At 38.3% G+C, this 22,433-nt stretch carries 19 protein-coding genes; 14 read left to right on the top strand and 5 right to left on the bottom strand.

Features of this window, described 5'->3' with window-relative positions; translation table 11 throughout:
* Positions 1-271: transposase (locus AC0KSB_RS06055; protein ID WP_472307022.1), on the top strand; the 271-nt coding region annotated here is incomplete at its 5' end.
* A gap of 290 nt (positions 272-561) precedes the next feature.
* Here the strand turns inward: AC0KSB_RS06055 and AC0KSB_RS06060 are convergent.
* The 4 genes from AC0KSB_RS06060 to AC0KSB_RS06075 are packed head-to-tail and all read right to left on the bottom strand — an operon-like array spanning position 562 to position 2,734.
* Positions 562-936: an HNH endonuclease gene (locus AC0KSB_RS06060; RefSeq protein ID WP_472307336.1), complete on the bottom strand. Its 375-nt coding sequence runs from the start codon at positions 934-936 to the stop codon at positions 562-564.
* Complete coding sequence (locus AC0KSB_RS06065) at positions 926-1,369, bottom strand: hypothetical protein (protein WP_472307338.1); 444 nt, start codon at positions 1,367-1,369, stop codon at positions 926-928. The genes AC0KSB_RS06060 and AC0KSB_RS06065 overlap by 11 nt, the downstream gene beginning before the upstream one ends.
* 2 nt (positions 1,370-1,371) lie before the next feature.
* On the bottom strand, positions 1,372-2,499 hold the full coding sequence (locus AC0KSB_RS06070) for a tyrosine-type recombinase/integrase (RefSeq protein WP_472307340.1): 1,128 nt from the start codon (positions 2,497-2,499) through the stop codon (positions 1,372-1,374).
* Position 2,500: 1 nt separating this feature from the next.
* Positions 2,501-2,734, bottom strand: a complete 234-nt coding sequence (locus tag AC0KSB_RS06075; protein ID WP_472307342.1) for a helix-turn-helix domain-containing protein — start codon at positions 2,732-2,734, stop codon at positions 2,501-2,503.
* A 358-nt stretch (positions 2,735-3,092) separates the two neighbouring features.
* On the opposite strand from AC0KSB_RS06075, the gene AC0KSB_RS06080 reads away from it, so the two are divergent.
* The 6 genes from AC0KSB_RS06080 to AC0KSB_RS06105 all read left to right on the top strand — a co-directional run bounded on the left by AC0KSB_RS06080 (position 3,093) and on the right by AC0KSB_RS06105 (position 13,616).
* On the top strand, positions 3,093-3,308 hold the full coding sequence (locus AC0KSB_RS06080; RefSeq protein WP_472307344.1) for a helix-turn-helix domain-containing protein: 216 nt from the start codon (positions 3,093-3,095) through the stop codon (positions 3,306-3,308).
* A 331-nt stretch (positions 3,309-3,639) separates the two neighbouring features.
* Positions 3,640-3,843: a helix-turn-helix domain-containing protein gene (locus tag AC0KSB_RS06085; RefSeq protein ID WP_472307346.1), complete on the top strand. Its 204-nt coding sequence runs from the start codon at positions 3,640-3,642 to the stop codon at positions 3,841-3,843.
* Between the two features lie 26 nt (positions 3,844-3,869).
* On the top strand, positions 3,870-6,980 hold the full coding sequence (locus AC0KSB_RS06090) for a site-specific DNA-methyltransferase (RefSeq protein ID WP_472307348.1): 3,111 nt from the start codon (positions 3,870-3,872) through the stop codon (positions 6,978-6,980).
* A 12-nt stretch (positions 6,981-6,992) separates the two neighbouring features.
* Positions 6,993-10,175: a DEAD/DEAH box helicase family protein gene (locus AC0KSB_RS06095; RefSeq protein WP_472307350.1), complete on the top strand. Its 3,183-nt coding sequence runs from the start codon at positions 6,993-6,995 to the stop codon at positions 10,173-10,175.
* A 237-nt stretch (positions 10,176-10,412) separates the two neighbouring features.
* Entirely contained in the window at positions 10,413-11,666 is a 1,254-nt protein-coding gene (locus AC0KSB_RS06100; protein ID WP_472307352.1) for a hypothetical protein, read from the top strand.
* A gap of 60 nt (positions 11,667-11,726) precedes the next feature.
* Positions 11,727-13,616, top strand: coding sequence for an AbiA family abortive infection protein (locus AC0KSB_RS06105; protein ID WP_472307354.1), 1,890 nt, complete (start codon positions 11,727-11,729; stop codon positions 13,614-13,616).
* Between the two features lie 490 nt (positions 13,617-14,106).
* On the opposite strand, the gene AC0KSB_RS06110 is transcribed toward AC0KSB_RS06105, so the two are convergent.
* The gene (locus tag AC0KSB_RS06110; protein ID WP_472307356.1) at positions 14,107-14,919 is read right to left on the bottom strand and encodes an IclR family transcriptional regulator; all 813 of its coding nucleotides are present in this window, start codon (positions 14,917-14,919) and stop codon (positions 14,107-14,109) included.
* Positions 14,920-15,256: 337 nt separating this feature from the next.
* On the opposite strand from AC0KSB_RS06110, the gene AC0KSB_RS06115 reads away from it, so the two are divergent.
* The 7 genes from AC0KSB_RS06115 (at position 15,257) to AC0KSB_RS06145 (ending at position 22,412) form a co-directional block, all read left to right on the top strand.
* Positions 15,257-15,643: a VOC family protein gene (locus AC0KSB_RS06115; RefSeq protein WP_472307358.1), complete on the top strand. Its 387-nt coding sequence runs from the start codon at positions 15,257-15,259 to the stop codon at positions 15,641-15,643.
* A 30-nt stretch (positions 15,644-15,673) separates the two neighbouring features.
* On the top strand, positions 15,674-16,822 hold the full coding sequence (dgoD, locus tag AC0KSB_RS06120; RefSeq protein ID WP_472307360.1) for a galactonate dehydratase: 1,149 nt from the start codon (positions 15,674-15,676) through the stop codon (positions 16,820-16,822).
* A 28-nt stretch (positions 16,823-16,850) separates the two neighbouring features.
* Complete coding sequence (locus tag AC0KSB_RS06125; RefSeq protein ID WP_472307362.1) at positions 16,851-17,774, top strand: carbohydrate ABC transporter permease; 924 nt, start codon at positions 16,851-16,853, stop codon at positions 17,772-17,774.
* Positions 17,761-18,612 (top strand): carbohydrate ABC transporter permease, encoded by an 852-nt coding sequence (locus tag AC0KSB_RS06130; RefSeq protein ID WP_472307364.1) that lies wholly within the window; start codon positions 17,761-17,763, stop codon positions 18,610-18,612. Before AC0KSB_RS06125 ends, AC0KSB_RS06130 begins: the two co-directional genes overlap by 14 nt.
* A 96-nt stretch (positions 18,613-18,708) precedes the next feature.
* On the top strand, positions 18,709-20,061 hold the full coding sequence (locus AC0KSB_RS06135; RefSeq protein WP_472307366.1) for an ABC transporter substrate-binding protein: 1,353 nt from the start codon (positions 18,709-18,711) through the stop codon (positions 20,059-20,061).
* Between the two features lie 79 nt (positions 20,062-20,140).
* Positions 20,141-21,487 carry an FGGY-family carbohydrate kinase gene (locus AC0KSB_RS06140; RefSeq protein ID WP_472307368.1) on the top strand — a complete coding sequence of 449 codons (1,347 nt, stop codon included), beginning with the start codon at positions 20,141-20,143 and terminating at the stop codon, positions 21,485-21,487.
* On the top strand, positions 21,480-22,412 hold the full coding sequence (locus tag AC0KSB_RS06145) for a dihydrodipicolinate synthase family protein (protein WP_472307370.1): 933 nt from the start codon (positions 21,480-21,482) through the stop codon (positions 22,410-22,412). Before AC0KSB_RS06140 ends, AC0KSB_RS06145 begins: the two co-directional genes overlap by 8 nt.
* Positions 22,413-22,433: the final 21 nt, after the last annotated feature.

Consider the following 22,433-nt stretch of genomic DNA (forward strand, 5'->3'; position numbering starts at 1 on the left):
TGCTTTGCCGGAAGCCTATCGCAAACGACTGAGAACCAGTAACAGCATAGAACGACTCAACGAAGAGCTACGTCGTAGGGAACGCGTTATACGGATATTCCCCAATGATGACAGTCTTATCCGACTGATGGGAGCAGTTCTGATGGAGCACCATGAAAAATGGTTGACCGGCAAAAAGTATTTCATAATGGATCGCTACTTTGATGAGAGAGAAACAGCAAGAAAAGAAGCGTTAGCAGAACGAGCAGCATACCTGCATGTTGTCACCTGATTCATGCAGATACCGGAAGACAATTTACACCAACTTTTTGGACTTGACTATTCATTGTAACCTCCCTGATATTATTCTTCACATTTTTCTATTATACCATTCATGTTTTATCTTAAACATAATATAGTACATTTTAAACTATTTTAAGATAAATTATAAAACATAGGAGATAGTTTTTTATGCATACAGCTAAGCGTATTTAGTAATTGTGGAAATTTTGCAATATATTGTTTCAAATTTCAAAAGCAGATTGTTTTACAATCTGCTTTAGTTTGATAGAAATATTCGCACTATGATACATTCTCGAAATATGAGTGATCAATTGGTTGTCTGTGTGCTTCGAATCGAAGTTGGTTGATTCTCCTAAATTGAGTAACTGTTGGCTTAACTTCACGTAACAATTGATAAATCTCATTGTTATTGTAGCTGTGAACTAGTCTATGGACCTTTTTCCCCAGAAGGATTAGATTTTCAGATGTATCCGTGCCACCGTAGAATCTAGGGAGTCTATGGTGAAGTTCGCGCTCTTTCTCTATGAGTGGCTTACCGGTTACATAGCACAAACCATTTTGGGCTATATAGGCTGCCATTCGGTTGTTATGAATACCAGAGAAACTATTATGAGTAGTACCTGTGATTAAATAATCAGAAAAATCAAAGATCATAGTACCCCTCCTTTAGATTCAAAATGCGGTCAAAAGCGTTGTCAGGTTCATTGGCAACTTCGAGATAATTGCTAAAGGTATCGAAGAAATCCTTGATGCAATCTTTTCCCCATAGATGCTTTCGTGCTTGAACAAAGTTGCTCTGGTTGTATATATATAATCCTGCATATATACCTTCGATTACTACAAGATAACAAGCTGAAGCATAAGATGTATCTATTTCCAAATAATCACCAACAAGCGTGAATGAGTTACTGTTAATTTGATAAATTTTGTGTTCAGAATCAAACCAATTCTCCATGGCTCTATCTGCTTCAATTATTGATAACTTTTGAAGAATGGCATCGACGTTCAGTTTAACGTTGATGTAAGCGCTGAAGCTCAATTCGCGAAGATCTGTGAGTTTATCTAATATAACCTTATCTGAAAACATAATTATTCCTCCATAAATTTAATTAGTTCGTTGTTAAGTTCATTTACTGCATTTGATAGTGTTTCGATAGAAACATGTAGATATCCATCAGTTGTAGATACTCTTGCATGACCTACGAGTCGGGCAATAGTTTCCATAGAGATGCCTTTTGCCTGAAGCATTGTAATGTATGTATGTCTGCAACAATGTGGTGATAACCGTCTAACCCCAGGTACTTCTTTTATTGTGTTGTAATACTTGCTTCTAAAACTTCCAACACTATATATAGGATGCTTAATTGAGGTTGACCAGACAAAAACACCTCTGGCATGCTCTCGTAAGAATAAAGCGCTCGATTGGCATTCTGGTGGTACAGGAATACTGCGGATGCTTCTTTTGCTCTTGGGCGGACCCATCATAGCCTTGCCATCAACAGTCTTGACTGCCTTGTTAATGTTGATTACTGATCCATCTATAGATATATCATCTGGTGCTAATACAAGGAGTTCTTGCACTCTCATACCAGTACTAAGTAGCAATCTAATACTATGACCTATCAGATTGCTGGGTAATTTTTCAAAGAGTGTTTTGATTTCATCTTGGCTAAAAGCGTCTTTGTCATAGATGTTGTTATAATCAAATTCGCTAATGTCTTTTATGGGTTTTGCTTTTCTTGCCGGATTATGAATTGTCAGCATGTTACTTTCAGCTGCATCAAATATTTGAATTAGCATTGCACGGCACTTGGTGATTTGCGATTTTGAATAGCCTTCACGATAAAGTTTATTCAATAGGTGTGCGATTTGCATAGGTAAGATGTCTTTTATAGGTGTGCTCCCAAACAGCCTTTTAAGAATGTTCAGAGTATACCTATAATTGCTGTATGTGGATGGCTGAACTTGACCTTTGTAGCTTTCATACCACTCGTTAGCCCACTCAGAAAATTCATAGTTATCATTTAAGTTCATTCCTTGTGACTGTTGAGTTTTATAATCTCTTATTTTTTCAACTACTTGCTTTTTGGTTTCACAAATAAAAGATACCATTCTCTTTTTGCCTGCTTTTGTATACCCATTCATGACAAGTCCGCGCCACTTTCCGCTTGGCAATTGATGAATTGTTCCTTCACCGTGAGATCTTTTCCCTGCCATATCAACCCACCTCTTTCATCTTGTTCATGTATTCGTCTAGATAGGTAGGAATGTGTGTATGACGATTAACCCAGGCGAGGAAAGGTTCTCTTGGTATACGAATAGTGCCACCCATGCGACATACTGGGAAATCTTTGCTATGTGTTAACGAGTAGGCCGCTGATTGACTAATCCTGAGATATTCTCTAACGTCTTTTACTGTAAGATATGTTTCATCGATCATATTGTTTATCATGATAGTAACCTCCAAATTATTTAATGTTAGATGATTTGGAAGCCGGATGTGATGATGCTATCTAGTTATTAATGTGATATCATAATCATGCATACGGCTTCAGTTTTTAATCGAGATTGGGCCTGAGCACGCCATGTAAGTTCTGATTCAACTTACATGGCATTTTTATTTGCAATCATTAGCATCACTCCTTTCGTATAACGAACGCAAAATAAATATAACGTTCACAATATTATAGTAGCATAAGCATAAATGAATGTCAAATAAATTTAATGAAAGCATAATAAAGATAACGATTGCTTGATTTGTGGTACAATAATTGGTAGTGAATTATTGCTTTAGTAGGGGGGTTAAGAGTATGGCAATCAAGTTTTATAAGCTTCTAGACATTCTAAATAAAAGGGAAATGAGCAAGTCTGAACTATGTAAGTTAGCAGGCATATCAACAGTAACTATGTCGAAAATATCAAAAGGTGGAACGGTAACAACAGAGATGATTGACAAGATTTGTACAGCACTGGATTTGCAGCCAGGAGATATAATGGAGCATGTATCAGAAGATGATAGGAACTAAACAATTGAAGATGATTTATGAAGGAAATTACCGTTTGTAATCTTAAGTTACACATTATTGAAACGCCACTGCATTGAATTGGTGATGGTACAAAGAATGAAATACCAGAGAACGCACAAAACGCTTTGTTCAAGTACTTTATGGATAGCCGTGAAATGGGGCAGCTAATAATTGTGGAAAACAAACGGACGCTGCCTAAACTTAATTATGAACAAAATAGGGTGAACCGAATCATCTTCACTGGCGTTGTCGGCGAAGAACAGTGTGGGTTTTTGCATGATTGCATATTTGATTTACCGCAATCCCAAGAAGAATGATGTGAGTTGATATCATGCATTTTAATTCCAATAACTTATGGAAGCAATTAATCGACAAGAAGATAAAAAGGCAGAACTTGCGAAATTTGACAGTTATCAGTTCTGCGTCAATTGCCAAGCTAGGCAAAGGCGAGAATGTGAATACTGAAGTACTCCTGCGTATATGTAAAGCATTGGAATGTGATATTTCCGAAATAATGGAATTCGTTCCTGATTAGGCTAACCGAGAGGAAGGTACTACGAAATGACAGATAATCAGAAAAAATTATTGAACATTCTCCGTGAGATGTTTCAATTTGACCAGGCAGATCTCGATTTTGGCATATATCGTATTATGCGTATGAAACGCGACGAGGTCAGCCGATTTATTGAAGAAGAATTACCCGCTCAAATTTCTGATGGTTTGAGTGAGCTTGCGGCCTTAGATACTACGTCCAGCATTGCAGAAATTAACAGGCAAATTGCAGAAACAAAAAGCGGATCATTGCCCGGAGCAATTAAAGCTACTGCAATTGCTGCTTATGAAGAACAGAAAAAGTCGCTTGCTGGAAGCGTTGATATTACAGCTGTTGAGGCCGATGTATATAATCATTTGACGAACTTCTTCTCCCGCTATTATGATGACGGAGATTTTATATCTCAGCGTCGCTATAAGGATGGAGCATACACCATTCCCTACGAGGGCGAGGAGGTTAAGTTACATTGGGCGAATGCCGACCAGTATTACGTGAAGACCAGCGAATATTTTAAAGATTATACCTTCAAAACGATGTACGGTGAAACCATCCATTTTAAGCTTATTGATGCTGAAACCGAACGGGATAACAATAAATCAAGTGAAAAACGGTTCTTTCAGCTTCATACTGATAAGTCGTTTGAAGTTGTTGGCGGTGAGCTGTATGTTTACGTTGAATACAAGGCTTCGGAATATAGCGGCAAAACAGCTCAGGCAAGGCATATAACAGACATTGTTGAGGCTTTTGCAGCTGTGCAAACACAACCGGAATATGTTCCGTTTTCCGCCATTATGACGGTCACTGACAATAAAACGTTGTTGGAACGCCAACTGAATCGTTATACAGCCCGCAACACATTTGATTACTTCATACACAAAGACTTGGGTAAATTCCTGCGCCGCGAGCTTGATTTCTATATAAAAAATGATGTGATTTACCTTGACGATATTGATGAGCAGGATGAGGCAAAAACAAAGGGATACCTGACAAAAGCAAAGGTCATCCGTATAATTGCGCGGAAGATTATCACCTTCCTTGCGCAGATTGAGGACTTTCAGAAGAAGTTATACCTTAAAAAGAAATTCGTGGTCGAAACGAATTACTGCATCACTCTTGACCGTGTGCCGGAATCAATGTATCCCGAAATTGCCGCCAATGAAGCGCAGCGTGAGGAATGGGTGCGTCTATTTGCAATTGACGAGATTGAAGGCACCGAGGGCGACCTTGTAACTGCCGCTACGCTGACTTATTCCGTGCCGCTTGCGGTAGATTTCCTAAAGCAGAATTCGTTTCTTGTATTGGACACTGCTTTTTTCAGTAAGGAATTCAAAGAGCGTCTTGTTGCCAGCATTGATAGTTTGGATGAAGATCTTGACGGCATAATGATACATAGCGAAAACTATCAAGCACTCAGCTTCTTACAAGTCCGCTATCGTAATAAAATTAACGCCATCCAGATTGACCCACCGTACAATACAGATACGAGCGGTTTCTTATACAAAAACAACTACCGTCATTCGAGCTGGGCAAGTATGATGTATGATCGCATTGGATTAGCATATGGTTTGATTGATGAAGATAATGGCTCGTTCAAATGCCATATTGATGAAAACGAGTACGAGTTACTATTTAAAATATTCGATGAATACACATTACCAAGCGTGGGAACGATCGTCTGGAACAAACTGAATCCAATGCTCGGACGTAAAGGTGTCGCGACTCAGCACGAATATGTCATTTATCGTTCAAATTATGATGGGATGATATACGCAAAAAATGACAACATTCAGAAACTTAAGGAATTTGCTCAGAAGGCTATTAGTGAGAATCATGGTGTAAACACTGCCTCTCGAACTGCTTTTGCAAAGATGGTATCAAAAGATGAGAAGTTTTCCGGCGGTGATAAAGCCTATCACTTATTGGATGATGATGGAAATATTTATCGTCTGGTAGCTATGGGAGCACCAGAAAAACGTACGGACCCGAAATACTTTATTCCACTTATTCATCCTGTTACAGGTAAGGCTTGTCCTGTTCCATCAAGCGGTTGGTCAAGGACACCGGAAACCATGAAAGAGTTGATTGATGCTGGAATTATTGTATTCGGTAAAGACGATACTACTCAACCGCAAAAAAAGGTACTTTTGTCTGATGATGCTACAAGGCAAATTGCATCAGTGATTGAAAATGGCAATAGCGGTAAAGCAGATTTAGATAAGTTGGGTTTGGAATTCCCGTATGCGCACCCTGTTTCTTTGTATGAAATGCTTATATCCGCTAATCATCCCCAGCTTACTCTTGACTTCTTTGCTGGTTCGGGAACAACTGGTCACGCGATAATTAATTTGAATCATAAGGACAATAGTAACCACAAGTACATACTTGTTGAGATGGGCGATTATTTTGATACAACAACAAAACTGCGAGTTGAAAAAGTTGTTTATTCCGATAAGTGGAAAGACGGGAAGCCCGTCTCTCGCAAGGGTACATCCCACGCCTTCAAGTATCTTCGTCTCGAATCCTACGAGGATGCCCTGAACAACATCGTCCTTCAAGGCATTAATTATGATTTGCTTGCCGATGCGCGGGAAGAATATATGCTCTCCTACATGCTCGGTACGGAAGCAAATGGCAGCGTTAGCTTACTCAATGTGAATATGCTGGACAAGCCGTTCAGCTACAAAATGAATATCACACGCAATTTCGAAAGCGCAGAGCGCGCCGTCGACCTTGTGGAAACCTTCAACTACCTCATTGGGCTTACGGTCGAGAAAAGCCATGCGTTAATATCCTTTGACGCTGATTTTGCCACGGGCGAATACGGCGCTGTTTCCGCTGCGCTCAAAGCCGGAGAAACATATACATTCAAAGCTGTTGAAGGAACTACGCCGAGTGGTGATAAAACACTGGTTATCTGGCGTGAAATGACAGGCGACATTGAAAAGGATAATGCGGCACTCGATGCCTATTTCCTCTCGCTTCCGAACGCGCGGAGCTTCAAACGGATATATGTTAACTGCGACAATAACCTTTTAAACCTGCGTGGCAACGGTGAAAGCTGGCAGATCAACCTCATCGATGAGGAAATGAAAAAGCGTATGTTCGAGGACGCGGAATAAGGAGGCGGCACAATGGCAAGAAGAACAACGGCTAACGAGCCGCAGCTAAAATTTTACCAAAAGCTTATATTGAACCGTTATCTGCTGTCACAGTTTGGTGTTGATAAATTGCGGGATCTCTCCGCTAATATAAAAAAACCGTCGCTGGAGAAAATCGACGGTGAAGGTGTCACAGGCTTTTTAAAACAGCTCATAACGCAATTCAGTGGCAAATGTGCGATAAGCGAGGATGTGCTTGCTCGCTATGACCTGAACATCGTTTCCCACATGAGGAAGATCAACGATAAACGAACCGAGCCGATGGTGCTAAAATACTTTCAGTACCTCTCGCTTCTTTTTATTGAATATTACCTTGATGAATATTTTAATAATCGTCATGGCTTGCTTGACGGCTTGAACGCCTATGTTGCAGAATTTAACTCGCAATATCCGAATGATACATATGATCTATATACAGCTAATGACCTTAACAAAATTGCTGTGTGGAATGCTACAGGCAGCGGTAAAACGCTCATTATGCATGTTAATTTCTATCAGTATCTGCATTATTCAGAAGGGAAACTGCCGGACGATGCAACATACATTTTGCTGACACCGAAGGAAGGTTTATCACTCCAGCACATCGAGGATTATACCGCTTCCGGTATTTCCGCGCGAATTTATGATAAGTTAGCCAGTCGTTGGTCGCAGAACGCCAATGAAATCAGTGTGCTTGAAAATACGAAGTTAGGTGACAAAGACCAAGACACCGTAGTCTCTGTTAAACGTTTTGGTAACCGCAACGTCGTATATGTGGATGAAGGACATCGTGGCTCATCTTCCGGCAAAGAGGGCAAGTGGCAGAAATACAGGGACGAGCTATGTTCGGATGGCTTTTCCTTTGAATATTCCGCAACTTTCGGACAAGCAATTGCCGCCTCAAGCGATAAGTTACTTACCGACCGTTATGCCAAATGCATCATCTCTGACTATTCCTATAAGTACTTCTATGGGGATGGTTACGGCAAAGATTACAATATCATAAACCTACCAGACGACAGCGATGCAATGAAACGCAATGTATATCTAACTGCTTGCTTAATGTCGTATTATCAACAGAAAAGGCTATATCTTTCACAAGAAAGCGAATATGCACCTTTCAATGTTGAAAACCCATTGTTCGTATTTGTTGGGGCGAGCGTCAACGCCGTGCGTACCGAACGCGGGCGTAGGGTGTCTGATGTGGTGGACATCCTATTGTTCTTTAAAGATTTTGTATCAAACGCAACAGACTCAACAGCAAATATACAACGTGTACTTTCCGGCAATACAGGTTTGCTCGATAGCAAAAACAGAGACATATTTAGAAACAACTTCCCATATCTCACAGCGATTGGTATGAACCCAACAGCGATGTATAGGGATATTCTGAAAACTGTATTTAACTGTGCTTCGGTTGGGGCTAATCTTCATATTGAGAATCTTCGAGGGATCAGTGGCGAAATCCGACTACGTCTTGGTGAAAATGAGCCATTTGGCGCTATTAACGTCGGCGATGATTCGGCGCTTCTGAACCTATGTGCGGAGAACGGATTTGATACGGATTCTATAGATTTTTCTGATTCGCTGTTTCAAGGCATTACAAAGCCAAAGTCAACAATCAACCTGCTTATCGGCTCAAAGAAATTTACTGAAGGCTGGAACTGCTGGCGGGTATCTACAATGGGTCTTATGAATGTTGGGCGTAGTGAAGGCAGCGAAATCATTCAGCTTTTCGGTAGAGGTGTACGCTTGAAAGGCCGAGGGATGTCGCTGAAGCGGAGCAATTACTATAAAAAGGATTTTCCGGAAACTATTGTGCCGAAGCACATTGGCATTTTAGAAACGCTGAATATATTCGGAGTCCGTGCTGACTACATGAAACAATTCAAAGAGTTTCTCGAAGCAGAAGGTGTTCCGAGCGAAAAAGGTCAACCTTTAACTTTAAAAATGCCTGTGATTAGGAACAAGGATTATAATAACAGAGGGCTTTATTCTCTTCGTGTAAAAGGCGATGCGGATTTTAGGAAAGCAGCAGCAAAACCCTTCTTGCGCTTTGAATCTGGTTTGCCGGTGGTCACTCTTGACTGTTATTCCAAGGTTCAATTTGAATCATCGCAAAAACATAGTTCAGGCGAGGTCACAAAAAACGTGGCTGTACTTGGTCCAGAGCATCATGCTTTATTGGACTATGATGCAATTTACTCCGATCTGCAAAGATATAAGACTGAAAAAGCGCGGCATAATGTAAATATCACACGACAGGATTTAAAGGATTTACTTCAGAATAGCCAGTGGTACAAGCTTCTCATACCAGAGGATGAGCTTGTCGTGCGGAGTTTTGAGGATTACAAGCGGTTTGAAAGAATAGCCGTAGCCTTGCTTACAAAGTATTTCGATCGTTTTTATTATTCGAAGCAAAATCGATGGGAATCACAGGTTGTCGGATATGATCTTGTTCCAATGGAAGACAGCAACGAAAATTTCTTGAACGAAGAAAAAGACGAGTATAGCATCAGCATTGATGACACAAGTGAAAACGAAACTACAATATTATGGTTGCGTCAGATAATTGATGAAGTTAAAAAGGCGAAAAAAGAAAAGAGACTGCCGACCTTCGCTATTCCGCGTCAAGGAGATTTGGAAACAATCAACGTTCCGGCGCACTTGTATAATCCCCTTTTGTATTTGGCAAAAGGAAACATTGAAATTGGTATATCCCCCGTCGCGCTGAACGAGGACGAGGTGAAATTTGTTAAGGCGCTGCAAAAACATATTACTTCTCATGCCGATTTCTTTACGGATAAGGAGCTATACTTAATCCGTAATCGCAGTAAAAAAGGTATTGGGTTTTTTGATGCCGCTGGATTTTATCCGGATTTCATCCTGTGGATGATTGCCGGCGGAAAGCAACACATCACATTCATTGAACCGCATGGGATGGCGAGAGAGTCATTTGCTTCGAGTAAGGTCAGTTTATATAGGCGGTTGAAAACCGAGATAGAGGAAGCGCTGAAGGTGTCATCTGTGTCGTTGAATTCGTTCATTCTATCTACAACAAAATTTACTGAACTTGCAGATAAAAGCGTAACTATTGAAGAATGGAACGCAAATCACGTGCTGTTTATGGATGACAGTGATTACATTGAAAAGTTATTCATCGGAATACGCAATTAATTAGTAAAAAAGTATGTGATTTGAAAGGGAGTGAGAAGATTGAGAATAAGCGAAAGATTTGGGCTGTCCAAGTCACAGTATGAATTGGATTTTGTTGATGTCGATACTAATACAGACACCCCATTATTTCTAGATCCGTATTTTATTGCGAAAAGTGACTTTCCTTTCGCATTAGAAGCGCATCTAAGCTTGAGGAGTTATTTTGATTGCCTCCTATGTGCGTTGAGGGATGATAGGATGAAAGATGCAGAGGACTTGTTTAGCCATCTTGGAGAGACCAATGAAATTTGCTTAGGTTTTTCGCGATCTGCTCCTCAAGGCAAAGGAATGGGGCCGTCAGATGCCAGCAGAATATTTAAAAGCCTTAAGGAAAGTAAGGCGTTGCAGACGGGGATAATGGAAGACATTGAGGATTTTCGCATTTTTGTTGACAATGTTGACAAAGATAAAATGTCTGATATGACAGCCAATATTATAAAAAAGCAACTGATTGAATATACCAAAGCGCAGTGCGTTTTATTGGATATCCCGCTAATTGAGGGAGTGCCATCGGGATTTTTCTGGAATCGTAAAACAAATTCATGGGATATTCGGTTTACTGAAATGTTAATTGTGAATGATCGAAAGATACTCCTTGTGCCGAAACGCATTGTATCTTTCTCAAAGGAATATACGCCTCAAAAATATCTGCAGCATTTTGTCTTGAATTATTTACAAAATGAACAATTGCGTTTGAATGGACCATTAGTTCAGCGACGAAAGGATAAGGCAAGAACTAAATATGTAACAAAAAAATCAATACGAGAACAGGAGGAGAGAAGTCAATCTATAGACAAAAACTGGTTGGCACAATTCACGGATAAATATCCAGAAATATTCAAGGACTTTCGTAAGATAACAAAATCAAAAATACGTCCAGTTTCCAATGCAGATATTTCTACAGAAAGTGTTTCTTCCATTTGCGCTTATTTAGAAAAGCGCCTTTGCGAAATACCACCAGGAGGAAAGAGCGCCACTGTTTACCATCGAACTATAGTTGGCATTATGGAACTGCTGTTTTATCCTTACCTATGTGCACCAACTATAGAACAGGAAATCCATGATAAGCGAAAACGAATTGATATTGTTTTTGATAATTGCGCTGAAAGTGGATTCTTTTTCCGCTTGTCCAACACACATGATATTCCATCGCGTTTTATTATGGTTGAGTGTAAAAACTATTCCAGAGATGTAGCAAATCCAGAACTGGATCAAATTGGAGGACGTTTCAGTCCTAATCGTGGGAAAATGGGCATTATCACTTGCAGAACAATCGATGAAATGGACACGTTCTTGTTACGCTGTTCAGATACATATCGCGACAGTCGCGGGTTAATAATCCCATTGATAGACGAAGATTTTTATACTCTCCTTCGTTATCGAGCTGATGACAACGAGGGAGAAATTGATAAATTCATCCAGAAAAGGTTTCATGAAATTGCACTCAAATAGGTTTCCGTTGACGTTTTGCTCCGTTGCGCTAAATATTATTTGATTAGAGGTGGTGAGTAGTTGTTTGCTTTCGAATATGAAGATTGGAAAATGATCTGCTCACAGATTAGCCTTCAAAAGCGCGGACGCAAAAGAATGTATCTGCAATGGTATCCATTTACATGTCTATCTGCAAAGGAAAAAGAAACGCTGATTAGTGAAGACTTTTATAAAGATTACATAAAATCAGGCATATATTTATATTATTCAGAGAATTGGCTCATCACAAATAATTACATCATGAAAGGCGACGGTAATTTTAGAAATTCCTCGTTAGTATCTCCAACTATGTATCTTGTGGCATTGACGATTGGAAAAAGTATATCGAAAAAGTATCAGCCACTTCGTCAGTCTTCAATTAAAGTGTTTTATGCCGGGAATTATGACGAAGATAGACTTTACTATAAAAAAGACTACGACATTTTTTTTAAGACGCTAAACGACTTATCCCAGTCATATCGATATTTTATAAAAACGGATGTCAAAGACTTTTTCCCTAATATTGATATGAACAAATTGTTTGATATTATTAATCTTAGATTCGCGGAAACTGGCGTTAAAATAGCGCAAAAGGACTTAATGGTTTACAAAGAACTACTGTTGTGTTTGGGACAAGGGGAGTTTCCTCTTATTGAGAGCTGTGCGGCCTCTTCATTTTTAGCGACGGTTGTTTACTTGGAAACACCAGATTCAAAGCTCTTTTCATTTATTACTGACAAAGTACCTTATATAACAGAATTTTCTATGGTTCGATACGTTGACGATTTGTATATTTTGTTCAATTCGTACTTACCCGAAAATATGATCACCCCTATGGTTAATCGAATCATAAACGAATACTCAAGTGAATTGAAAAAGTTGAATTTATCTCTTAACAGAGGAAAGACTTCTTGGAGGCCTACTATAGACATAAGTGTGGAATTAAAGAAATCTCTGTATGATGAGCAATTCAATGGAAAAGAATGCAATATCACTGATTTTGTAGACGGTGATCTTTTATTAAAATTCCTTGAAAGTATAAAAGAGTCATTGCTTGATTATAGTTTGGATGCTGCTAAATATCTTGAATTGATTAATGATATTTTCAATATCCCGAAAACCGAATATACACCGCATGAAATATATAATTCGCTCGTCTATGAGAAGCATCCGCTGTTTAAGGACACTCGAATTATTGAAACACTCATCAATCTTGTATGTTTTGATTATAACATTTTGAAGTTGGATACAAAACGCTTCACACTTATATTGCTAAAGACACAAGACGGGAGACTCATCAAAGCTATGCTTTCAAAGCTGTTTGAAGCAAACAGAATGGGTGTATGGAATGTGTATGACACATCACTTGCCATAAATTATCTTTTGCAAAGGAGTTTCAACCACGACGATTTATTGAATATTTTGAAAGATGAAGAACAGTCCGTTCATTTGTATTATGAGTTATTCTGCAAATCGTCATTTTTGGTTTCAATGAGCAAATCTAAGGAGAAATATATAAGTAAATTTAAAACATCAATTTATTATGAACAGGATGACAAACTATTTTTCCTATATTTTCTGTACATGGTGGAAATGAAGAAAAACAATTACCTATCAGCTTTTGCATACTATAAGAATTTCTTTGACAGAATTTCGGCTCATTTAGCCTACACCATAAATGGCAATCGAGCGAAGGGTAAGCCCAACTACAAGGGATATTACAAGGAAGGTGCTTTCAAGCAATTGTATACTGGAATTTCTGATGCCGACAAGATTATTGAAAAAGCCCATGAAATAAGGAACTCCAACCCCCTATCTCATTCGAGTGCAGAGCTGCTTGATAATAACGATACAGCGGCTGACATACTTAGAAATATTAAGCAATTAAGCAATTTGATTAAAACAAAAATAGCCGAGTACCAGCCACTCTAGCAATGATTGAGTCAGTGAGATTTAAAACTAATATTGACTTATTCCCTCGAACAGACAAAAACTTTTGAACTGTTCCCTTGAACAGAATACCCCCATAAAATCCACTATTGACCTATTCCCTGAGCGGACAAAACGAAAAATACAGACCAGATGGAAGTAGGTGCAGACGTTTTCTCTGCACTTTTGGTGGCCAGTTCCATGAGCCTATCGGGCCATGCTGAAACGGTAGTATTGATGTCAAGAAAATAAAGAGGTGTTCTCTGGAAGGCTTGATATAAGCCTTTCTGGTTTTTTAGTGATAAATGTTTTAATTAGAAAAACGATGATTTATTTGCTCAGCGGGAACTAGTCCATGCATGAAGGCTCTATGACCGCGTACAGAGCGGATTAGATGTTACTGACCCGTACAGAGCAGGATGGAGGTTTTTGTGAAACAGTTTTTATAGATTTTGAGGATGATTGCAACTACTTAATCTTTGATAAAAAAACCTCATCCGTTGCTTCCATTATAATATCCTGCATACAAATCGCTAGAAGTAAATCCAAGACTGCGTGAAACATTCATGGCTTCGTTCATTATTAGAGAACTGAAGTATTTTATCTTTTCCTCTGACATTTTAGAATATAGAGTAGCAATACTAATGGCTGCGACTGTTTTGTTGTCCTTGTCGACAATTGGTGCAGCAATACAGTAAAGGTTATCAATTCCCTCGCCATTGTCAATTGAGTAACCTCTTTCTCTTATATTAGAAAGATCTTCTAATAGATCATCATAATGTCTATGTGTGGTTCGAGTTCTTGTAATCAAATCACCACCGCCGGTAATCTCTTTAACCCTATTGTCTGAGTAAGTTGCAAGAATAGCCTTCCCTAGTCCTGTTAAGTGAAGGTAGTTTCTTTCCCCTATAACACAGCTGGTTCTAATTGGGGATTGGCCTTCTACTTTATCAAGGTATACTATCATACCGTTATTTTCAACGGCTAAGAATACAGTTTCGTGAGTCTCGTTGCTTATCCTTTGAAGAGCTGGTCTTGATAAAGATTGAAGATCACTCTTGTTGGTAAATGCATTTCCCACGGCAAAGCATTTAAATCCTAATTGGAATGTTTTGGTAATTTCATTTGTATCAAGAAATCTTTTTCTTACAAGAGTATGAACTATGTCGAAAACACTACTCTTTGGTATGCCTAATTCTTTGCTTATTTGGGCAATAGTTACAGCATCACTGCTTTGCGATATGAATTCAAGGATATCAACAGTTCTTGCAGATGTTTTATTCATTTGATAGTTGTCAATAGACATCGTATGCCTCCTTTTAATGAGTTCGCCATTGCGAATGGTTGTCTTGCATTCATAATAGCGAACGAGGTATAGATTTGCAAGTAGATTTTATAACATCTTGCTCATTATAGTTAATATACACAAATAAACCTAAAACGATTTAGTTAAATGTGCAATAGCACAAATTATTGTCTGAATAATTGGTGTATGCATCAAAATGCTTTATCTTTCTATTGAATTGTTGACAATGACAGATGTGGTGATATAATCGAAATAGAGAACGTGGTTCGCGATGGCGAACGATTTCTAACAGTAACAACTTTTCCTAGTTATAGCAGGTTTTTGTAAGGAGATTATCATGAATCCAATAAAAATAGAGCATAGTGCGATTAAGTCAAGTAGAACAGAGTACCTGGCAAAATGGTACTGCGATTTATTTAACTTTGAAGTGGTTGATGATAACAAAAAAGGTAACTACTTCATTTCAGATTCATTTGGACAAATGATTGAATTTGTTCTTGCAGCTGAAAATGATAAAAGTGATTCTGGTATGAACCGAAAAGGAATATATCATCTTGCTTTTAAAGTAGACGATATAAATGAGTTCTATGAGCGTGTAAAAGATAAAAGTCCTCAAATAATTAGTCCGCCAGCAGAGACGATGCCTGGAGTATGGACGTGTTTCTTTTTGGATCCTGATGACAATTTACTCCATGTAGTAAAAAGAAATAGAGAACTTTGCTAAAAAGCAAAACAGCAAATAAGGAGGGTGAACATGAAAATCACAAATCTTGAACTCATTCATATCAAGCCCAGATGGCTTTTCCTAAAATTGTACACTGACGAAGGTATTGTTGGTTATGGCGAACCAGTGATTGAGGGAAGAAGTACAGTTGTAGAAGAAGCGGTCAGGGTTTATGGAGAAATGATAAAAGGCATGAACCCACTCGATATTCAGCATATTTGGCAATATATGTATCGCGGAACTTTTTACAGAGGTGGAGCTATACTAGTAAGTGCTATGAGCGGAATAGAACAGGCACTTTGGGATATTAAAGGGAAATACTATGGTGTACCAGTATGGCAACTTCTAGGCGGTAAATGTCGTGATCGAATTAGAGCTTATGCACATATTTCTCCAGATAGAGATGGAGCACCAGCGGAAGAGTATGCAAGCCTCGCAAAAAAAAGAGTAGAACAAGGATTTACCGCATTAAAAATGCCCGCAGATTTTCCTCTTAGGCCGCTTGAAACTAAATTTAAACTTGAAGAGTATGTTGATAAGATTGCTGCTGTAAGAGAAGCAATCGGGCCACATGTTGATTTAGCTCTTGATTTTCATGGAAGAGTTTCACCAGCTAATGCAATTAGATTATGTAGAATGCTTGAACCATATTTCCCTATGTTTATTGAAGAGCCATGTCTACCAGAGAATGTTGACACAATGGTCAAAATTAGACAATCTACTAGCATTCCTATAGCTACAGGCGAAAGACTATTCACAAAATGGGGATTTAGAGAAGCGATTGAGAAGCAAGTAGCTGAAGTTTATCAACCTGATTTAAGCCATGCTGGTGGAATACTTGAGACTATAAAAATAGCTGCAATGGCAGAAAATTACTATGCATCGATAGCGCCTCATAATCCGCTTGGACCAATTGCTTTGGCATCATGCTTGCAGGTTGATACATGCATTCCTAACTTTGTTGCACAAGAGCATCCTACAACAAGCACAGGGCATGACTTAGGTGTAGGAATATTCAAAGAACCGTTCAAGATTGTTGACGGATACTTTGAGATTCCCCAAAAACCAGGTCTTGGTTTTGAGATAAACGAAGATGAATTGGCGAAGCTAAAATTTGATGGCAAGTGGACTTGCCCCACAACATTCCAAGAAGATGACAATTCTGTTGCTGATTGGTAATCAATTACAGATTTGACAGGAGGAAATAATGTCTCAGCTTAATGTACCACTCAAGAGGGGTGGCAAAGGGTTTAATGTCCACAATATGAGTAAAATGCAACTGTTTGGGTATGTTTTTATATTCCCTGCACTTGTAACTCTAGCCGCTTTAGTAGTTTATCCGTTGATATATGGTTTTTACATAAGCTTTTTTAAAACTAATATGTCAAACATTTGGGATTTTAAAGGTCTGCAAAATTATATTGATCTATTTAAAACCCCTGATTTTACCAAGAAAATATTACTTACACTTAGATATACAGCAATAGTGGTTATTGCCCATTTCTTTCTTGGTACTTGGTTTGCACTTCTAGTAAATAAAAAAAGAAAGTTCAATACGTTATTTCGTGCTCTCCTAGTTCTTCCGTGGATAATGCCTGAAGTTGTTATCGCCCTTTTGTTTAAGTGGATTATGAATCCATTATATGGAATTCTAAATGCTTTTCTACTGCAATTAGGTCTTATAGAGACAAATATCTCTTGGCTTGGAGATACAAAATATGCCTTTATAGCAGTTATAGTTGTTAGTGTATGGAAAGGCTACCCTCTAATAATGATCAATGTACTAGCGGGTCTCCAAAGCATCTCTGCTGACCTATTTGAAGCAAGTAAGATTGATGGTGCGAATAAGTGGCAGACACTTCTATACATAACTCTTCCAAGTATAAAGCCAGTTTTAGTTACTGCGTTGGTATTAGATACAGTTTGGTGGTTCAAGCACTTTACAATTGTGTGGTTACTGACAAATGGCGGGCCTGGAAATGACACCTCAATCATATCTATAGATATATATAAAACCGCTTTTGACTTTTTCAACTTCGGCAAAGCTGCAGCAATGTCAGTCATTGTTTTCATTATTTGCCTAATCATAAGTACATTGTATAGGAGGATTTTTGATAATGAAGACAAATGAATTGAAAAAGTCAAAAATTGACCTATCAAGTATTGGCGGATATACCATATTGATCATTGCTTCAATACTAGTTCTTATACCAATACTATGGATGTTATCCACATCACTAAGACTAGAAGCTGAAACGATAACCATCCCACCAAAATGGATACCAGAGAATCCAACTATTGAATCATATAAGAGATTATGGTCTGAATATCCATTCCTGACATATTTCAAAAACAGTATATTGATAGTTTTAGGTTCAGTTTTTATATCGGTAGTATTCTCTAGTTTTGCAGGATATGGAGTCACAAGATTTAAATTCAAGGGGAGACAGAGCTTTCTAACATTTTTGCTGATAAGTCAGATGTTTCCTTCAATTATGCTTTTGATTCCATTCTACAAAGTCCTTGATACATATGGACTTAAGGATTCTTTAGTAGGTCTAATATTTGTATATGTTTCATTTACAGTTCCATTTTGCACTTGGATGATGACAGGATTCTTTAAAACCATACCATTAGAGCTTGACGAGGCAGCAATAATTGATGGATGTAGCAGGTTTAAAGTGTTTGCAAAAATTATTTTTCCTTTGACATTACCTGGAGTTGCATCAACATCCATTTACTCGTTTATTACAGCATGGAATGAATATATGTTTGCACAGACTCTTATGATAAGCCCCAGCAACAAAACCGTTCCTGTAGGTATTGCAGAACTTAATGGATTCTACAAAATATTGTGGAACGATATGATGTCTGCTTCTGTTATCGCAAGTATTCCACTAATCTTCATGTTTATATTCTTGCAAAAATATTTTATCAGTAGTTTAACTGCTGGATCAGTAAAACAATAATAATTTCAATTGTCGCAAGACTTGAAATAAATAAGCCCGCATAGTGCTGTCACAAGATAGTTCTATTGCAATTCTCAAAAAACAGGAGGAAAGAACATGTCCAAATTTATCAAGTTTGTATCTTTAGTGACGTTGGTTGCAATGCTGTTTACACTAGCTGCATGCGGATCATCAGATGATGCTAGTCAAACAACTGCACCGGTAGATGGAAGTAGTGAACAGACCGATGCTGGCTCTGATGATTCAGATGAAGTTGTAACTATTCAAATCTACTCAACCCTAATAACAGAAAAGGAGGCTCCTCTTGAGCAGGCCATGGCTGATGCTTATATGGCAGCTAACAAGAATGTCAAAATCGAATTTGTAGGAACTCCAGTCAATGAAATGGCAAAGAAAATCATTGCTTTGAACACTTCTGGTGATCTTCCCGATGCTTTCTTTATGCCATCAGAGTTTATGGCACAGGCTCAGGATATGGGTATTATTGTTGATCATAAAGAATTGCTTGGACAAGAGTATCTGGATTCATTGATTCCGTATGTTGCTGATCACTCAACTATTAACGATCAGTTAATGTTTGTACCTTGGCATGTAATTCCTATGGCTGTTATTTACAGAACAGATTGGCTAGCAGAGGAAGGTCTTGAAGCACCTAAAACATGGGATGATTTCCTAGAGATTGCTAAAGCCTTCACAAAAGATGCAGACGGTGATGGCCAAACAGACAGATGGGGCTTCAGCATGGTTGGTACGAGGAACGGTTCAGGTGCATCAAGATTTAGAGCATACGCTCTTTCCTATGGTGTAGATGAGGTGTTTGATAACAATGGAACATGGGAGACGGATCTATATTCAGATGACTACAAAAGAGCACTACAGTTCTTTGCTGACCTGGCATTGACTGAAGGTGTTGTCCCTCCAGGAGCTACAGAAACTGGTTACCCAGAAGCAGCAGCATTCTTTGCACAAGAAAAAACAGGACTTATGATCACTGGTTCTAATGCAATAGGTGCAATTGAAAGTGATAACCCCGCTCTAAAAGGGAAAATTGGTAGTGCAATAATACCAATGGATCAGAGGCACGTTACTGTTCTTCAGCCTTCTGGTTACGCTATAACTACATCAAGTAAGCATCCTGAAATAGTTGCGGACTATCTCAAGTTCATGAACTCTGATGAAACTGCTGTAAATTTCGGAATAAATTCCGGTAGACTTCCTGTTGTTCAGACAGCAGCCGCCAATGAAGCCTTTTCAACAGACACATATAAAGGATTTATTGAGAGCTTCGAATATGCTATAAAAACTCCAGCTTTCCCAGAGCATACGGAGATATTTGACATCATGGCAGAGTCTTATTCTCTGATGATTGGTAATAATGCATCAGTTGATGAAGCAATGGAACAAGTCAAGGCGAGAATGGAACCTCTATTGGCGCAAAACAATCAGTAACTGATATGAAAGAGCAATAACAGCTACCTGCCCTGGTCTAAGGGTCAGGGCAGGTAACTAATTTGAAAGGATCAATTAAGTGTATTACCTCTCACTAGATTTTGGAACATCATCAGTAAAAGCTGCAGTACTAGATAGTGAACTTAATTGCTTAAAAACGGCTAAGGCATCATATGAACTTATGATGACAGGTTTTGATAATTTAGAAATTGATCCTAAGGATGTATTGTCGGCACTAGAAGAGTGTTTGTGCCAAATTGAAGAATACAAAAATCAGATTTCAATTATTTGTTATGATACTTTTGCTCCGTCAGTATTGTTCATGAATCAGCAAGGAGAGCCTGTTTATCCCATTATCACGCATCTTGATAGAAGAAGTAGGCGTGAAAGCAAACAAGTTCTATCATTGATAGATAAGAATTTGTATCTATCGATAACAGGAGTTCTTCCGTTTGCAGGCGGGGTATCATTGACAACAATACTATGGATGAAGAATAACAGGAAACACATTTACGACACTACATATAAAATTGGCCATTTATCAACATATTTATACAAGTATTTAACCGGCGAATGGGCAACGGATCCTGTCAATGCTTCGATGACTGGGCTTTATGAGACTGTAAAATATGGTGACTGGTCTAAGATGATTTGTGAAAAAATTGGTGTTAGCCCATCAATGTTACCACCCATAAAGAATGTTGGACCAACCTATTCAAGAATAAGAAAAGAAATTGCAGATGAATTTGGACTAAGAAGTGATGTTAAGGTATTTCTAGGAACACAAGATATCGCTTCTGCACAAGTTGGGGCGAACAATCACTCATCAGGTGACATACTATTTATTTCCGGAAGCAGCGAAATGACATCCATTTTGACACACGAGCCACTTGTTAAGGAGACCCACTACTTGCGTTGTGCTGTAACTCCTGGATTGTGGCAGATATTTTCGATTACAACTGGCGGATTTGCAATTGAGTGGATGAAGGAACAAATTTTCAGAGATATGTCTCATAGATTTTTTTATGATGTTTATTTCGAAGATGTTCTAAAAAATCGGTTTAGCACAAAACTAGTAAAATACAATTCACATCTAACAGGTGATAGGCATAGCTTGCGAAAGAAACGTGGAAGTTTCTCTGGATTGACTCTAGATACAGATCGGGACAATATGTTTTGCGCGCTACTTGAGGGCATACAAAAACCTGCATTACAAACATATAACACCTGCATTAAGGCAATAAAGCTTAATAAGAAAGCAAAAATAACTGGAAACTTAGTTGAGGCAAGTAAGAGTTATTTGGAATATAAGCAAAAGATATTTGGGGATTTAGAGCTAGAAATTACACATAATGGACCAATTATCGGCAACGCAATTATTGTACGTAACAGCTTGAATTTGAATGATATTGAAGGAGATGATTAATATTGATAGTCAATTAAGTGGAATATATGTTCCAGTAATCACACCTTTTAGTCCTGTCGATGAAAGTGTTGATTATAGCGCTCTAGAACAGAACATTCTTTTTCTAAATCAGTCAAATGTTTCAGGGTACATGATGCTTGGCAGCAACGGTGAATACGCTTCTCTAAATGAAAGTGAGTCGCTTCGGATTGCTGAATTGGCTTCTAAAACAAGGGATAACAACAAACTGCTTCTTGTAGGTGCATCAAATGAATCGGTATTTTGCACTTTAGAATTTATAAGGAATGTTGCAGATAAAGGTGCAGATATTGCAGTTGTTCAACCCCCTAATTATTTTGTCAAACAAATTTCAAAAGATGTAATAGTTGATTTCTATTACGAAGTAGCTGATCAATCTCCTATTCCAATCCTTGTGTATAATTCGCCTTCGTTTTGCAATCAAGTAAATATCTTACCAGATATTGCTGTGAGGTTAGCAATGCATGACAACATAATTGGAATGAAACAAACTTCAGCTGTCAGTTATAAAGAGTATGAACCTTATTTAAAAGAGACAAAAAGATTCAGCTTTTTAGCTGGAAGCTTAAGCATATATGGCGAGAGTCTTCAACACGGCGCTACTGGAGCAGTATTGTCTTTTGCGAATTTCATGCCAATCGAAGCGGTTAAGATTCATCAAGTTTTAACACGAATGATAGAAGAATGTGAAGAAGATTTCTGTGAAATGATAATAAATAGTGCCTTGAGAATGAATCAAAAGATTTCAGGTGATTATGGTGTAGCAGGAGTTAAGGGTGCGATGGACCATTTTGGATTATACGGTGGTTCACCTAGAAAACCGTTGAAAGCTCTTTCTCAAAATCAAAGAGCTATTATTGCTGATGCGTTGACAGAATTTGGACAAGAATTCCTAACAGATAGTTGACAAGTAGCAAATGGGATAGAA

Source organism: Ercella succinigenes (assembly GCF_900002895.1).